Origin of the sequence: Flavobacterium tiangeerense, from assembly GCF_007830355.1 — a bacterium.
In the GTDB taxonomy this organism is placed as follows: domain Bacteria; phylum Bacteroidota; class Bacteroidia; order Flavobacteriales; family Flavobacteriaceae; genus Flavobacterium; species Flavobacterium tiangeerense.
Window position 1 is genome coordinate 170,469 of sequence record NZ_VLKO01000006.1, and the last position, 17,386, is coordinate 187,854.

General features: G+C 31.9%; 12 protein-coding genes. 7 read left to right on the forward strand and 5 right to left on the reverse strand.

All coding sequences use genetic code 11. The features are described from left to right. Positions 1–49: 49 nt before the first annotated feature. Entirely contained in the window at positions 50–1,495 is a 1,446-nt protein-coding gene (locus IQ05_RS08485) for an MFS transporter (protein ID WP_144891981.1), read from the reverse strand. 846 nt (positions 1,496–2,341) lie between these two features. Here IQ05_RS08485 and IQ05_RS08490 point away from each other — a divergent pair. The 5 genes from IQ05_RS08490 to mptB all read left to right on the forward strand — a co-directional run bounded on the left by IQ05_RS08490 (position 2,342) and on the right by mptB (position 7,084). Next, complete coding sequence (locus tag IQ05_RS08490) at positions 2,342–3,061, forward strand: DUF547 domain-containing protein (protein ID WP_144891983.1); 720 nt, start codon at positions 2,342–2,344, stop codon at positions 3,059–3,061. Positions 3,062–3,102: 41 nt separating this feature from the next. Next, positions 3,103–3,501, forward strand: coding sequence for a toxin-antitoxin system YwqK family antitoxin (locus IQ05_RS08495; RefSeq protein WP_144891985.1), 399 nt, complete (start codon positions 3,103–3,105; stop codon positions 3,499–3,501). 4 nt (positions 3,502–3,505) lie between these two features. Then, positions 3,506–4,195 (forward strand): glycosyltransferase family 2 protein, encoded by a 690-nt coding sequence (locus IQ05_RS08500; protein ID WP_144891987.1) that lies wholly within the window; start codon positions 3,506–3,508, stop codon positions 4,193–4,195. 1 nt (position 4,196) lies between these two features. Continuing rightward, positions 4,197–5,678: a cellulose synthase family protein gene (locus tag IQ05_RS08505; RefSeq protein WP_144891988.1), complete on the forward strand. Its 1,482-nt coding sequence runs from the start codon at positions 4,197–4,199 to the stop codon at positions 5,676–5,678. 116 nt (positions 5,679–5,794) lie between these two features. Next, positions 5,795–7,084: a polyprenol phosphomannose-dependent alpha 1,6 mannosyltransferase MptB gene (gene mptB / locus IQ05_RS08510; RefSeq protein WP_244289549.1), complete on the forward strand. Its 1,290-nt coding sequence runs from the start codon at positions 5,795–5,797 to the stop codon at positions 7,082–7,084. Here mptB and IQ05_RS08515 read toward each other — a convergent pair. From IQ05_RS08515 to IQ05_RS08530, 4 genes are all read right to left on the reverse strand, one after another. Beyond that, complete coding sequence (locus tag IQ05_RS08515; RefSeq protein ID WP_144891990.1) at positions 7,081–7,932, reverse strand: EamA family transporter; 852 nt, start codon at positions 7,930–7,932, stop codon at positions 7,081–7,083. The two genes, mptB and IQ05_RS08515, sit on opposite strands and share 4 nt — an antisense overlap. Positions 7,933–7,981: 49 nt before the next feature. Then, positions 7,982–8,575 (reverse strand): 2OG-Fe(II) oxygenase, encoded by a 594-nt coding sequence (locus tag IQ05_RS08520; protein WP_144891992.1) that lies wholly within the window; start codon positions 8,573–8,575, stop codon positions 7,982–7,984. Between the two features lie 114 nt (positions 8,576–8,689). Then, positions 8,690–10,147, reverse strand: coding sequence for a magnesium chelatase (locus tag IQ05_RS08525; protein ID WP_144891994.1), 1,458 nt, complete (start codon positions 10,145–10,147; stop codon positions 8,690–8,692). A gap of 144 nt (positions 10,148–10,291) precedes the next feature. Next, the gene (locus IQ05_RS08530; RefSeq protein ID WP_144891996.1) at positions 10,292–11,410 is read right to left on the reverse strand and encodes a vWA domain-containing protein; all 1,119 of its coding nucleotides are present in this window, start codon (positions 11,408–11,410) and stop codon (positions 10,292–10,294) included. A gap of 330 nt (positions 11,411–11,740) precedes the next feature. Here IQ05_RS08530 and IQ05_RS08535 point away from each other — a divergent pair, with 330 nt between their 5' ends. Continuing rightward, positions 11,741–12,160 carry an acyl-CoA thioesterase gene (locus tag IQ05_RS08535; RefSeq protein WP_086453496.1) on the forward strand — a complete coding sequence of 140 codons (420 nt, stop codon included), beginning with the start codon at positions 11,741–11,743 and terminating at the stop codon, positions 12,158–12,160. Positions 12,161–12,395: 235 nt separating this feature from the next. Continuing rightward, the gene (locus IQ05_RS08540; protein ID WP_449404240.1) at positions 12,396–17,381 is read left to right on the forward strand and encodes a translocation/assembly module TamB domain-containing protein; all 4,986 of its coding nucleotides are present in this window, start codon (positions 12,396–12,398) and stop codon (positions 17,379–17,381) included. Positions 17,382–17,386: the final 5 nt, after the last annotated feature.

Sequence of the window (17,386 nt, forward strand, 5' to 3'; positions counted from 1 at the left end):
GATAATATAAAACTTTGGCAACATAGTTTATAAATATTTTTAATTTGAACTACAGAGAGGTAATAGGACTGTATTTAGGAACCAACGACTTCATTACTATCCAGCCCGTTAAATAACACACAGCACAGATTGAAAAAATAATAAAATATCCAGCCTCAATACCTTTGAAACCCATAAAAATCATATTCGTTTCTTTTGAGTAATCAAATAAAACTCCAGAACCTTTATTTATTAATGTCGATCCAATTCCACCTGCAAGACCACCTATTCCTGTTATGGTAGCAATGGCTTTTTTAGGAAACATATCTCCCACAGTTGTAAAAATATTAGCAGACCACGATTGATGTGCCGCTCCTGAAATCCCAATAATAATTACTGGAAGCCAATAACTAATATGCCCAAGTGGTTGCGCTATGAGTGCTAAAAGTGGAAAAAAAGCAAATATAAGCATGGCTTTCATTCTGCCCTCATAAGGATTCATTCCTTTCTTTTCTACGAAATAAGTAGGCAACCAACCACCAATAATTGATAATAATGTAATCATATAAAGCACAAACAATGGCAATGCTGATTGTGTTGAATCCATATTATAAACAGAACTTAAATAGGCTGGTGTCCAAAATAAGAAAAACCACCAAACTCCATCAGTCATGAATTTTCCAAAAGCAAATGCCCAAGTTTGCTTATATTTAAAACAATCACTCAAAGAAACTTTTGTTGTAGTCTCAGGAACATAGCCCGCTAGTTTACTATCGGCAATATCATCTTGTTGAATGTATTCTAACTCCGCTTGTGAAACTTTAGGATGCTTTTCAGGTTTATCATACATAAAAACCCAGAAACCCATCCATACAAAACCAAGTGCACCAATAATTATGAAAGCCATTTCCCAACCAAATGCTTTAGCAATAAACGGAATGGAGATTGGAGCTGCTAAGGCACCTACTGTTGCACCAGCATTAAAAATACTGGTTGAAAAAGCTCTATCTTTCTTAGGGAAATACTCTGCCGTAGTTTTTATTGCAGCAGGAAAATTACCAGCCTCACCCACCGCTAAAACAAATCGGGCAAAAATAAATAAGGTTACACTAACATTTATGATTAATCCCGTGTCATTGACTGTTTTTAAAGTTTCTTTTGCGCCTTCAAATCCCACAAACCAATTGCCAGTGATAATTCCCGAAGTGGCAATACCACAAAAAGCATGCAAGCAAGCACCAAATGACCAAATTCCGATAGCCCACAAAAAACCTTTTTTGGTATCCATCCAGTCCACAAAACGACCTGCAAACAACAATGAAACCGCATAAAAAATAGAGAATAAAGCTGTTATGTTTCCGTAATCATTATTAGTCCAATGAAATTCTGGTGCTATAAATTCACTCCAAGTCAAGGATAAAACTTGTCTGTCTAGATAATTAATTGTTGTTGCAAAAAATAGCAATCCACAAATTGACCAACGATAGCTTCCAATTTTATTACTTTTTTGATTCATATTGTTGTAGATATGATTTATTATATTAATTCCTGATTATTGAGCGATGAAACATTTTACCAATAACTATTTAAACTTTAAAAAAATAAAAATATAAAATGTAATCGATTGCACAAATATAGATGTAAAAAATGATTATCCAAATTAATTACATATAATTTTAAATAAACAACTCAAAAAAATGTATTAATTAAAAATAACAATAAACAAATACATATTTTATAAGTTAACTGTTAATAAAGGTAAATACAAGCCTTTCAGCGACATCAATATACTTTAGAAAAAAAACCAAATAGTGATATTTTATTTGAGTATTTTTATAACTGCCCAATACATTAAAATACAAAGCAATAGCGTACTAACTACTTTAAATAAATAAGTATTTGCTATCACAAATAGAAAATGAAAAAAACTAAAAATGTTAAACTCTCGTAAATGAACCTATAAAGTGAAACAGTACTGTCTACTTTGTCAAATTGGATCCATTAGTACATGTTATCATTTAAAGAAAGTGAATGTATTGATAAATAAATGAGTATTTATTTAATATAAGTTCATTGAAATATTGGGAATTGTCGAATTAAAAGCTAAATCAACAATATTTTAGATTGTCTATATAATTATTATATCTTTGCGCAAAATTTGGAATAGAGTTTGAAGTACTGAATTCTAAATTGTAAAATGAATTGCATCTCCGTAGCATTATTTTTTAGTTATATAAGTTAAAATATTTATAATTAATAAGTTAATAATAATACGTTATTGATGAAAATTCACTGACAACTTTAAAAATTAAATTTTAAACTAAATAGATTTTATAACCAATACTAATTAAAGAATTTCAAAATGAAAAAAATTATTTTAACGCTTTGTTTTTTTGGCTTGACATTGATTTCAAAAGCTCAAACAACAGAATTATTTTTTGAACAGGCAACGATGTTCTTGAAGAAAAATGTAACTCCAGAGGGTAAAGTAGATTACTTTTCAATCAAAAAAAGTCCTGGAGAACTTGTTTATATTTTGAGTAATATAGAAAAACTAGACACTAAATTTAGCGATAAAAAAGTAGCAAAAGCATTCTGGATTAATGTATACAATTTACGTGTCATTAAAAGTGTCGTTGATAAATTCCCAATTGAGTCAGTTGAAAAAGTTCCAGGATTTTTTAGTACTGAAACTTTTTTAGTAGGTAATCAAGAACTAACTCTAGATGATATTGAAAATGTAATCTTGAGAGATTTGTTTTTTGACCCTGCTATTCATTTTGCATTAACAAGTGCAGCAAATGGTGGAGCGCCACTATTAAACACTGCTTATTTACCTACAACAGTAGACGAGCAAATTAAATCAAGAGCCACATTAGTAATTAATTCAAAATATTACTTTTATGTTGACAAAGAAAATAAAACTATTGAGTTACCAAAAATATTCGAATGGTACAAAAAAGATTTTGCAGTAAACTATTTTAATGAAATTGATTTTATCAATCTATTTTTAGAGAAAAAAATTGATAATAAATTAACTGTAAAAACTTACGATTTTGATTGGAATTTAAATAAAATATAATCCTATATGGCCCTACCGCTGTGTAGGGCAAATAGAATTATATGAAAAAAATATATTATATTATTTCAGTACTTTTTTTACTATGTTTTACACCTGTACAAGCACAAAAAACATATTTAAAAAATTATTACGATAATGGAAAAATAAGTTCTGAAGGTTGGATCAACCTAAATAAAAAAACAGATTACTGGTTCTTTTACCATAAAAACGGTAACAAAAAAGAAGAAGGACATTACTTTAATGATAAAAAAACAAAGTGGTGGATTGTATATGATGTCAACGGTAAAATTCAAAGAAAAATTGAATTTAATAACAATCTTGAAAATGGTTTAAGTATTTTTTACAACGATGGTAAAATTTACAAAGCTGCAAGATACAATGCCGGATTAAAAATAAAAGAATGGACATCAATAGCGAGTTATAAAAAAGACAATCCATAAAACAATGAAAATAATTAAAGTAATCATACCCGCATATAATGAGGAACATGCTATTGAACATGTTATTCATGAAATTCCAAGTTATGTGTCAGAAATTATTGTAGTCAATAACAACTCCACTGATCAGACAGTAGCGGTAGCCCAAAAAGCTGGCGCTACTGTATTATCAGAAAACAGAAAAGGATATGGTCATGCCTGTTTAAAAGGTCTTGATTACATAAATACTACTCCCAACACACCCGATATAGTTGTTTTTCTTGACGGTGACTACTCAGATTATCCTGAAGATCTTTCTAAATTAATTGCTCCCATCTTAAATAACACGGCTGATTTTGTCATTGGCGCAAGAGTCCCTGAGTTAAGAGAAGATGGTTCAATGACACCACAACAAATTTTTGGAAATAAATTAGCCACTGTGTTAATGCGTCTTTTTTTTAGATCTAAATTTACTGATCTAGGTCCGTTTAGAGCCATAAGATATGATACTTTACAGTCACTCAACATGGTAGACAAAACCTATGGTTGGACTGTTGAAATGCAATTGAAAGTACTTAAAAAAAATATCAGCTATACTGAAATCCCTGTTCGCTACAAAAATAGAATTGGAGTTTCAAAAGTATCCGGTACTGTAAAAGGGACTATTATGGCAGGAGTTAAAATTATTAGTTGGATCATTAAATACGCTTTCAAATAATATGTTAGTACTATCTTACATCATCCTATTTTTTTATAGTGTATCTATTATATTAATCTTCTTTTACGGCCTTTCTCAATTGAACTTATTGGTTAATTACCTTAAAAGTTCTAAGAAAATTTTAAAATCGAATCAATTTGATTTTAATGACCCAAATGAAATTCCAAAAGTTACCATTCAACTACCTATTTATAATGAAAAATATGTGGTAGAACGCTTGTTGCATACTATTTCTAATTTAGAATATCCAAAAGACAAATTAGACATTCAAGTATTAGACGATAGCACTGACGAAAGTTTAACCGAAAATATTCATATTGTAAATGAATTAGCTGCAACTGGTTTAAACATAAAACACATTACCCGAAGCAATAGAATCGGTTTTAAGGCAGGTGCACTGAAAGAAGGTTTAAGAACTGCTGAAGGCGAATTTATTGTAATTTTTGATGCTGATTTTGTGCCACAAAAAGAGTGGTTGTTGCAAACTATTCCGCATTTTAAAGATCCAAAAATTGGTGTGGTACAAACTAGATGGGGACACCTAAATAGAGATTATTCCATATTAACAAAAATTCAAGCATTTGCACTTGATGCTCATTTCACATTAGAACAAGTAGGCCGAAATTCACAGTCTCATTTTATAAATTTTAACGGCACTGCAGGTGTATGGCGAAAATCTTGTATTATTGATGCTGGAAACTGGGAAAGCGATACTTTAACCGAAGACTTAGATTTAAGTTACAGAGCACAATTAAAAAACTGGAAATTCAAATATTTACTTGATGTAGTTACACCCGCAGAACTACCCGTAATTATAAGTGCTGCCCGTTCTCAACAATTTCGTTGGAATAAAGGTGGCGCTGAAAATTTTGTAAAAATGAATCAGCGTATCATTAGCGCAACAAATATCAATTTTAAAACAAAAATTCATGGCTTACTTCATTTACTAAATAGTTCTATGTTTTTATTTGTTTTTACAATGGCACTGTTTAGTGTACCTGTTTTGTTTATAAAAAGTTGGTTCCCGCAACTGGAAGTTTTTTTTAAAATTTTAGCATTTTTTGTATTTACCTCAGTTGTTTTTTTCACTTGTTATTGGTTTACCTACAAAAAAATATATGGTGGAGGATTTGTAAATTTCATCAAATACATTGGTTTATTTTTTACATTTTATAGCATTGCCATGGGTTTTACGTTTCATAATACCATTGCAGTTGTTCAAGGGCTTATTGGAAAAAAAAGTGATTTTATCCGTACTCCTAAGTTTAACATTGAAAGCTTAAAAGAGAAATGGAAACAAAACACTTATATAAATAAAAAGATATCAAAAAATATCATCATTGAAAGCCTGCTACTACTCTATTTCCTTTTTGGGATTTATAGTGGAATTCAATTAAATGACTATGGATTACTTCCGTTTCATATTATGCTGTCCTTTGGATATGGGTTTGTGATTGTTAATTCTTTCCGAATTGGAAACTAAAATGTAATTCCATTATTTAAAATTTTATTCGCTTACGCAAAATGAAAGCACTTAGTAACTCATGTAAACTTTATACACTATTGAGCGCTCTATGCTATACCTACATAGGCTATTTCATGGAGCGAAAAGATTTTGTTGTTTTACTTTTATTATTTGGTGTTTTATTTTTCTCGTTTGTAAAAATCATTCAGGAGCAAAAAGAAAACGCCAGCTATTTACTTGGTTTAGGCCTTTGTTTAAGAATCCTATTTGCATTTGCCTTACCTAATCTTTCTCAGGATTTCTTCAGATTTATTTGGGACGGGCGCATACTCTTAGAAGGATTTAATCCTTACACCAATTTACCCAATGATTTAATTGTTAACCCCAATTTTAATATTGCTCAGGCACAGGAATTAATTAAATCTATGGGGAGTCTCAGTGCGTCTCATTTTTCAAATTACCCACCGATTAACCAACTTTTTTTTGTGATCGCGGGCATATTTGGTACCCAATCCATAGTTGTGGCAACCGTTGTTTTGCGATGCATTATCATTGCAGCCGATTTTGGTACAGCTATTTTTGGAGCAAGATTATTACAATCAATGGGTTTCGAAAAGTATAAAATATACTGGTACATATTAAATCCATTGGTACTTATAGAACTCACAGGAAATTTACATTTTGAAGGTGTTATGCTGTTCTTTTTCATATGGGGTATCTATTTATTACACCAAAACAAGTGGAAAACGGCTGCAGTAGCAATAGCCTTATCAATTGCAACTAAACTCTTGCCACTTATACTACTTCCATTATTTTTTCAAAAATTAGGATGGAAAAAAAGTTTTGTATTTTATGCCTTAGTTATTGGCATTAACATACTACTTTTCTTGCCGTTTTTATCAACCGCAATGGTTGCGAATTATTCAAATACAATTGCTTTATGGTTTGTAAATTTTGAATTTAATGCCAGTTTCTATTACATCATCAGAGAAATAGGTTTTTACTATAAAGGGTATAATATCATTCATAGCACCGGAAAAGTTATCCCAATTCTAATCGTATTCTTTATCATCTTACAGTCCTTTTTTGGCAAAAATAAAACCACACCCGAATTATTAAAAAGTATATTACTTGTGCTAAGTATTTACTTTTTTGTATCTACAACAATACATCCGTGGTATGTGATAAATCTTGTTCTAGTCTCGGTTTTCACAAAATATAAATTCCCAATTGTATGGAGTTTTACAGTTGTATTGAGCTATTTTGCTTACTCTGGTCAAATATTCAAAGAGAATTTAATGCTTATTGCTATTGAATATTTAATTGTTTTTTGGTTTATGTTTCGTGAATTAAACATTAGACCCTTAGAAGTTTATAAAAGATTACAATCTAAATTTTCAAATTCATTTTCTATAAAAACTTAAGATTGCTGGGATAACACAATTAAGAGTATCGCAATTAAAGCAATAAGTAAACCTAGATAATTTTTTACAGACAACTTTTCTTTGAAAACAACAACACCTATAACACTTCCTAAAATTATAACTCCTAAATTCATTCCTGCAAAAACAGTAGATGGATTTGCAGTAAATACTTGGTGCGCCTTGAGATAAAAAAGGATGTTCCCAAAATTAAACACACCCACAAGACCACCTAACAAAATGTTTTTTAAAGTTATTTTAGATGAGTTTACAACTGTATCATAACATACCACCAGCAGCATAATAACTAATGCTATAGAAAAAACGACAACCAATGAACTTGTAAAAGGCATCGTTGTATAAAGTGCCATTTTCTTGAAAAGAATATCGATGATTCCAAAACCTAGTAAAACTAATAATGGGTAAGTCAAATTTGTTTTTTCTTTTGATACAGGTTTCATCAATATCATAAGTATAGCTGGAAAACCAATAATTAGCGCTACAAGTTTGTACGAATTAAAAGTTTCATCGAAAATCAACCAAGCTGCCAAAATAGGAATAAATAAAGAAAGTCTTTGAGCTGCATCGGTTTTTACAATTCCCACTTGTTTTATTGAGGTTGCCAAAAACAAAAAAACTGTTGGTAATAAAAAGCCAATACCAACATACAATGCCCATGGAGCAGTGGATAAAGAAGTAAATTTAAAATCGAAAAAAAAGAAACATAAAAGTATGGCAACCGCATAGTTAGTTGCTACCATTTGAATAGCACTAGAGTTGTATTGTCTAGATAATTTAAAAATTACACCTACGGTAACACTACAAACTACACTAAGTAAAAGATAAATCATGTTTTTTCCTCAAAATTACTATTTAAGTATCAATTTTAAAAATAGCAACCTAATCTCTTTTGAGCCATCCTGTAATACTCATGCGGGGACAGTTTGTTTCCAATACTTCATGAACCAGCTCATCACTCTTAAAAAAAACTGTTTTTCCCAGAGTAGGAGCAATTTTTTGAGCAATATCGTTTTGATGTATCATTAGCTCACCGCCATCTGTAACTTTCCAGTCCGCATTTAAATAACTGATCATGCTAAATTTTCGGCTAGGATTGCTTTTAAATTGATCCAAGTGCTTTAAGTAAAAATCTCCTTTTTCATACAGGGAATAATGAAATTCATAACCTGTAATTCCAGCATAGCAACTTTGATTTAAGTATAAAATGAAGGCTTCAATTAATTTAAAAAATTCATTCTCAAAAACATTATTGTGCTTTTTATCCAACCAATAAATAGAATCACTCCGTATAGCACCATCATAAAGCAATTTATCTGAGTTGCCAATGCCAGCAGCCGTAAGCAAACTTCGTTCATTTAAGTTAAGAATGTTTTGTATTAAATGATCTGAAAGTTCTGGAGTCAAAAAATGCTCTGCTATACCTACTTTATTTTTAACATAACTCGATATCAAATTCTCAAAGGAATTTTCCATTTTAATTTTGGGAAAGACTGAAAATACAGTCAACGTAGCAAGGTAGATGAAATAAAATTACAAAGGCTGTTTTTATAAAAAAAAGGGTTTAGTTAAAACTAAACCCTTTTGCATTTATAATTTACTGATAAAACTACCGTAAATATCTTTGAACTGATATCCTTCGGAAAAACGATCTTTACTTAGTTTCTTGTATTCTACCAATCCCCAAAGTATAAATTCCATCATGAAAAATTTATCTTCTGGACTTACTTGCGGTTGGTATTTTTTAATTAAAACTTCCAATGGTGCTATTCCGCCTAGAATTTTTTCATACTCTTCATCTGAGCAATCATCAAGTAATTCAAAACCACTTTCGGCAAAGAACCATTCTATGATATCGGTGTACGCATTTTTGACACCTTCTTTTTCTAGTTTTTCAATTTTAGGGAAATACGCTGGAAAGAAAGTATGAATGGCATCACCCAATAAGTGTTGTGCTACGGCAGCAGCTCCCTCCTGCTCTCCTTCATAAACAAGCTCAACTTTTCCAGTAATGGCTGGAATAATTCCCATAAAATCAGACAAACGCAAAGTAGTTTTATCTGCACCAGCTTTTAATGCTCTTCTTTCTGCAGTGCTTAGTAAATTTTCAAAAGCTGTGATACTCAATCTGGCACTCACCCCACTTTTATTATCAATGTATTCACTTTCTCTAGCTTCAAAACTTATTTGTTCTAATAAATCTCTTGCCAATGAGGGTACATACACCATGTCATTTTGTGTAACATCCAGTTTTGCTTCTTGCTCTGTGATAGTTCTAGCAATTTTGATGGTTTCAGGATAATGCGTCAGGATTTGTGACCCAATTCTATCTTTTAATGGAGTTACAATACTACCACGATTGGTATAGTCTTCAGGGTTTGCGGTAAAGACAAATTGCATGTCCAGCGGCATTCTTAATTTAAAACCGCGAATTTGAATATCTCCTTCTTGTAGAATGTTAAACAAGGCTACTTGAATTCTTGCTTGTAAATCAGGTAACTCATTGATAACAAATATGCAACGATTCGCTCTTGGAATCATCCCAAAATGAATCACGCGATCATCAGCATACGATAATTTTAAATTCGCTGCTTTTATAGGATCTACATCACCTATTAAATCGGCAACTGTTACATCTGGAGTGGCTAGCTTTTCAAAAAAACGTTCGCTTCTGTGCAACCATGATATTGGAGTTTCATCTCCTTTTTCGTCGATAAGATCTTTGGCAAAACGAGATATTGGCTGCAACGGATCATCATTGATCTCGGAACCTGTTACAAACGGAATGTACTCATCAAGCAATTCAATCATCTTGCGAGCCATTCTCGTTTTGGCTTGACCGCGAAGACCTAATAAATTGATGTTATGACGGGATAAAATAGCACGTTCAAGTTCTGGAATTACGGTATTCTCAAAACCATGAACTCCTTCAAAAGTGGGTTTTCCTGATTTTATTTTCTCTCTTAAGTTCGATCGCAATTCATCTTTAATGCTTTTGCTTTCGTATCCTGATTTTTTTAATTCTCCTAATGTTTTTATAGTATTCATCTATTTTTCTATTGAAATTTATATTGATTATTTGTTGGGGTTTGCGTTAGGGATAGCAGTGTAAATCCTTTTTTGAGTCCCGAAATTATCGGGACTCAAAAAAGATTGAAACGAATAGCCCGGCCCGCAGGGAAACGCCCAAAATTACTTTATTCTCTTTTTTCTATTGGTCTCGTAGTCTTCAAAAATCATTTCGCCCAATCCTTTTAATCCTGTATAAAAGGCTTTTCCTTGATTTGACTCTGTAAACTTATTCACAAATTTTTGCAAATAAGGATCATTAGCAATCATGAAAGTAGTGATGGGGATGTGTAATTTTCTGGCTTGTTGCGCCTGATTGTAGCATTTATCCACAATATATTCATCAAGACCGTTGCTGTTCATATAATACGAACCATCTTTTTCACGAACACAACTTGGTTTTCCATCTGTAATCATGAAAATTTGTTTGTTTGTATTACGCTTTCTGCGCAAAATATCCATGGCTAGTTGCAAGCCCGCAACCGTATTGGTGTGATACGGACCTACTTTTAAATAGGGTAAATCTCGTATGGCGATAGTCCAAGCATCGTTACCAAAAACAAGAATATCCAAGGTGTCTTTGGGATAACGCGTGGTGATTAATTCGGCTAGTGCCATGGCAACTTTTTTGGCAGGCGTGATTCTATCCTCGCCATACAAAATCATACTGTGACTGATGTCAATCATTAAAACTGTACTCATTTGCGACTTAAATTGAGTTTCCTCAACTACCAAATCATTTTCGGTGAGCATAAAATCGCCAACACCATTATTGATTTGAGCATTACGTAAACTCTCCGTCAAAGAAATGCGTTCGAGTCCGTCACCAAAATGAAATTCTCTAAACTCTCCTGTATGCTCATCGCCATTACCTACATGCTTAGTTTTGTGATTGCCACTGCCAGAGCGTTTAAGATTTCCAAAAATGTTATCCAGAGCTTGCTGCCTTATAGCGCGCTCGGTCTTGGCTGTAATCCCCAGTCCGGAACTTCCATCCTCTTTCAACTCTTCCCGGATATAGCCTTTCTTCTTTAAATCTTCAACAAAATCATCAATGGTATAGGACGCATCAGTAAGTTTATACTCTACATCTAATTCTCGCAACCAGTCAATTGCCTCATCAAAATCTCCCGAAGTATGCGTGATTAATTCCTTGAAAATACCAAAGAGTTTATCAAACGGAGACTGGAAAGGTGCTTCGTATTGCTTGAAATAAAATCCTTTTTTATTATCGTTTTTCATAGAACATAAAATTACATCATTTTCAAAGGACAGCTTACAAACGTTTATTAATTTTTAGTTAAAAGCAATTTCAAGAATATAAACGTTACAAAAATGATTTGGGCGTGCCCTCACCTCCACTATCGTTGCGGTGAGGTCGTACTGTACGTTCTCAATCTCCCAAAAAAAGGGAGGATTTCCACTACCATCACTCACGCAAAACCACTTAAAAAGAACATATTTCCTAAAAAAGTAAATTCAGAATGTAATTGTAAAATAAGAATATGAATACTCTAAAAACTTTTTCGCACCTTAGCAATCCATTTTAAAAACAAAAACCCCCGATTAAAAATGAGCGTATTTATAAAAGAATTGTCCTTTCGTTGGTCTGATCTTGATCCTAACTTTCATGTAAGACACAGTGCATATTATGATTTTGGAGCACAACACCGTATTGAAATACTAGAAAGCCTAGGCTTAACCATGAAAGTAATGCAAGCACAAGGCTTTGGTCCAATTTTGTTTAGAGAAGAATGTGTTTTTAGAAAAGAAATCAAACTTTCAGACAAAATTGTCATGCATACCAGAAGTTCTCAAGTTAATGAAGACGGCTCAAGATGGTCTATTATTCACGAGTTTAGAAATGATGCCGATCAAGTTTGTGCAACCATAACCGTTGACGGTGCTTGGATGGATATTAAACTGAGAAAATTAGCTTTGCCTACACCTGAATTGGCCAAAAAAGCTTTGAGTGTTTTTCCAAAAGAATAATACGTTCTTATCAAACACAATTATTTCCTTTGGGTGAATTACATTCCTTGAATATTTCACCCAAAGTATTTAAGCATAACAGTTACGTCTTCAACTTGAAAATGGAAATTAGAAACAATTGCTCTACTTTTTTTGAAAGAATTATATAACTATTTTATACAATTATATAATGGTAATTGTTGTTTTGTAGCGATATTTGTAGACATTTATGTTTCTGCATTAGCACATACATCACATGATTTTGATAGATAAAAAACTTCGTTTGAAAAAATATTTACAGATTCTTTTAAAAGTGTTCCTCTGGACAGTTGGCTCCTTGATATCCCTATTTTTAATACTGTTTTTGGTGATACAAATTCCTTCCGTTCAAAATTATGCCAAGAACAAAGCGGTACACTATCTTGAAGAAAAAATCAAAACAAAGGTTGTGATTGACAGTCTAGAAATAGGGTTTCCAAAGAAAGTTATATTAAAGGGCGTATACTTTGAAGACCAAAAAAAAGACACTCTTTTCGCTGGAGATACTCTTGCTGTAAACATCAGTTTATTTCAACTTATAAACAATAAAGTAGACATAAATAGTGTTGATTTATCAGGTATTACGGCGTACATAAAAAAAGACAGCAAAGGAAATTTTAATTTTGACTACATTATTAAAGCCCTTGCATCTCAAGAAAAACAAAAGACTGATTCAGCCCCAATGGAATTTTCAGTAGAAGAAATTCAGTTGGATAGAATTAATTTTCACTATTCTGATGCTATTTCAAATAATGAAATTGCAACCTATCTCAATCATTTCAAAACTAGCATTAAAACATTTGATTTAAACCAAATGAACTTTGACATTCCTAAAATCAAGGTTAATGGTTTGCAATTCAAATTAATTCAAGGCATTGCTTCTACAAAAAAATCAGGCAAAGTAACAGAGAATAATGCAACAGAAAATCCTTTGAAATTAAAATTTGGTGATGTAGACCTTGGTAAAATAAAAATTGAATACAAAAGCCATGAATCTAAATTGGCTACCAATATCTACGTGAAAAAATTGATCACCAAAGTAGATAAAATAGACTTGAACAATCAATATGCTATTTTAGAAAACTTAGAGTTAACTGGTGTTGAAGGTGCTTTAGAATTAGGTAAAATAAAAAAAATAGTTACCCAAAATACAATGCCTTCAAAAACCGCAAACAATTGGGATGTAAAAGTAAAAAAGAGTGTTTTTAAGAGAATCAATTTTAAATATGATAACAATAACGTTGCTTTTACTCCAAAAGGATTAGACTACAATCATTTAGATATCAAAAACTTGAATCTAGACCTAGAAGTTCTCAATTACAACGCTGAAAACATAGCAGGTGAACTCAAATCTTTATCTGCAAGAGATAAAAGCGGATTGAACATTACGGCGCTAAACGGTGACTTTTTCTATGGGAATAAAAATGCTTTTATCAAAAATCTGTATTTAAAAACTCCTCAAACCGAAATAAAAAATGAAATACAAATAGGATATTCATCACTTGCTACTATTTCAAAAAACATTGGAGATTTGAGTTTGATAGCAAACCTTACCAAAAGTAGTATTGGTTTTCAAGACATTCTTTTATTTGTTCCTAATTTAGCTTCTACAAATCCATTTAAAAGTAATCCAAAAGCAGTCATTTCTATAAACGGAAAGGTAAAAGGAAAAGTAAAAAATATAACAATTCCGTCAATGGAAATCAGTGGAATAGGCTCAACTTCACTGGCAGCAAGCGGTACAATAATTGGTTTACCAAATGTTGATAAAACCTATTTTGACATTAATATTAAAAAATTTCAGTCTGGTCAAAAAGACATCAATAATTTTGTACCCAAAGGAACTATTCCTAACACCATTCAATTACCTGCAAGAATGACTGTTACAGGTACTTTTAAGGGAACTATTGCTACTTTTTTGACTGATTTGAAGCTCATAAGTAGTTATGGAAATGCAAATATCAAAGCCAAATTTGATCAAAGTCGCAAAAACTTTGAAAAATATGATGCCAAAGCTGATTTTGTAAACTTTGATTTGGGAAAATTTATCAAGAACGACTCCATTGGTAAAATCACCCTAAAAACCACCATCAAAGGCACTGGTTTCAACCCAAAAACAGCAACAGTAGCTCTTAATGCAAGTATTCAAAAAGCGTATTTTAACAAGTATACGTATAAAAATATAGCTATAAAAGGGTCTGTCAAAAAAGGTAATTTTAACGCTACAGCAGTGGCTAGAGACCCTAATTTGACATTTAATTTAGTAGGTAATGGTAGATTTCAAGATAAATATCCATCCGGAAAAATAAAATTAAATGTAGATATTGCTGATTTAGAAAAACTGAATTTACATGCGGGACCTTTAAAAATTCGAGGTATTGTAGATGCAGACATCCAATCGGGGGATTTAGATTATCTAAATGGTTCATTAACTGCTCATCACATTAATGTTACCAATGCCAAAGAAAACTATACTATTGATTCTATTCAAGTTCATGCAATAGCAACCGCTCAAAAAAATTCTATTGAAGTTAAAGCACCTTTCATGGATGCGTTTTTAGAAGGGAAATACAAATTATCAAAAATAGGAACTGCTATTACCAATTCGATTACTGCTTATTACGATAGTACTCCTAAAAAAGCGAAAAAGAAAACTAAAGAAAATCAGCAATTTGATTTTAAGGTTCAAATCAAGGATAGCCCAATTGTGATGCAATTGATTCCTCAAATTAAAAGTCTTGAACCGATAACTATTACAGGTAATTACAACAGTGTAAATGATTCGATTGTGCTAAATGGTGCCATTCCAAAACTAGTTTATGAGAGCATTACTGTTACAAACGCTACCTTAAAACTGGATACACAAGATAAAAAGTTGCTTTATAATTTTATTGTTGATGATATCCAAAACGAACAGTTTGAGCTTCCGCATACAGAGCTAACTGGGGATATTCAAAATAACATCATAACGTATGCACTTCAGTTAAAAAACACTAAAGAAGAAGAACGCTACCTCATTGCAGGTACTGTTCAATCTCAAAATGGTGGTACAGAAATACGATTGAATCCTGATAAATTAATTTTGAATTATGAACCGTGGACCATTGATAAAGAAAACGTAGTTAGCAGTTTAACTAAAGGCTTGTTTATTAATAATTTTAATCTTAAAAACAACGGAAGTACCATTCAAGTTCAATCAGAATCTAATTTGGCAAACGCGCCAGTACAAGTCAATTTTAAGGAGTTTGATATCAACACCATTACAAGTTTTGTGGAGAAAAAGGACTTACAACTTAGTGGAAAAATCAATGGAACGGCAGAAATAAGAAATATAAACACATCACCCCTTTTCACTTCTGATTTAAGTGTTGAGAATTTTACCTTCAAAAAAGATACTATTGGCAATGTAAAACTTCAAGTAAAAAACACCATTACAAATCAGTATGATGCCATCGTAGAAATCACAGGTCAAGGGAATCAAGTAAATCTAGAGGGGAATTATAAAACTACCAACAGTAGTTTTGATATGAATTTAATTATTGATAAATTAAATCTTAAAAGTATTCAAGGATTTACTTTAAATAATCTAACGGAAAGTACTGGTTTTTTAAACGGAAAATTATCGATTACGGGAAGTGCAAGCCAACCTAATGTACAAGGTGAAATCGGTTTTAACGATGTTGGTTTTAAGGTTACCCCACTTAATGCCAAATTCAAATCTATTAATGATAAAATAGTTTTTCAACCCAACACAATTGTTTTTGAAACCTTTACCATAAAGGATGAAAATGACAATGATTTGAACGTTAACGGTACAATTGACACCTCCACTTTTAGTAATTTCGGATTTAATCTAACCGTTGATGCTAAAAATTTTAAAGCAGTAAATTCAAAAGCAAAAGACAATGATTTATACTACGGTGAATTATTTCTGGATAACAACATCAGGATAGCTGGTAGTATTGATAATCCAATAATTGATGGTACAATAAAAATCAATAAGGACACCAAGTTTACCATTGTATTACCACAATCTGATCCATCCATTGCTGATCGAGAGGGAATTGTTGAATTTATTGATCATGATAATCCTCAAATAATTACGAATACAAATCTTGAAACTATAAGTAGTGAATCAACCGTAAAAGGTATTAATGCATCAGTAAATATTGAGATAGATAAAGATGCAGAGCTTTCACTGGTTATTGACAAAGCAAATGGAGATTATTTAAAATTAAAAGGCGAGGCTCAATTAACTGGCGGCATAGATGCATCAGGGAAAACGAACTTAACAGGTCGATATGAGTTGAATGAAGGAAGCTACGAAATGAATTTTAACGGTATTAAACGAAAATTCAATATCAAAGAAGGTAGTTACATTTTATGGACTGGCGAACCAACTAGTGCAGATATTAATATTACAGCTATTTATAAAACTAATGCTGCGCCTATTGATTTAGTAAACGATCAATTGGGTGACATAACAGCTACGGTAAGAAATACATACAAAGAAAAAATTCCTTTTGAAACAGCCCTAAAAATGAATGGCGAACTAATGAAACCCAACATTTCATTTGATATCATTTTACCTGATGGCAACAACAATGTTTCTACTGAAATTATTAATACCACTCAAGCTAAACTTAGTCAATTAAGAGAACAACAAGATGAGTTGAACAAGCAAGTTTTTGCGTTGTTGTTATTAAATCGTTTTATTGGGGAGAATCCTTTTACTAGTGAAAACGGTGGTACAACCGTTTCTTCATTAGCTAGAGAAAGCGCTAGCAAAATTTTATCGCAACAACTCAACAACTTGGCAGGAGATTTAATTCAAGGTATCGAATTGAATTTTGATTTAAATACAACTGAAGATTTCACATCAGGACAACGTCAAAACAAAACTGATTTGAGTGTAGGTGTTTCCAAAAAACTACTCAATGACCGACTTAAAATTACCGTAGGAAGCAGTTTTGGTATTGAAGGTTCTCAACAAGCCAATCAAAATGCAAATAATATTGCTGGTGATGTTTCTATAGATTATCAACTTACAAAAGATGGAAGATACAAAGTAAGAGCTTATCGTGTCAATAAATACCAAGTAGCACTTCAAGGTGAAGTTGTAGAAACTGGAGTTGCATTTGTAATCACAATGGATTACAACAAGTTCAGTGAATTATTCCGAAAAAATGGATCAAAAAAATAATTTCA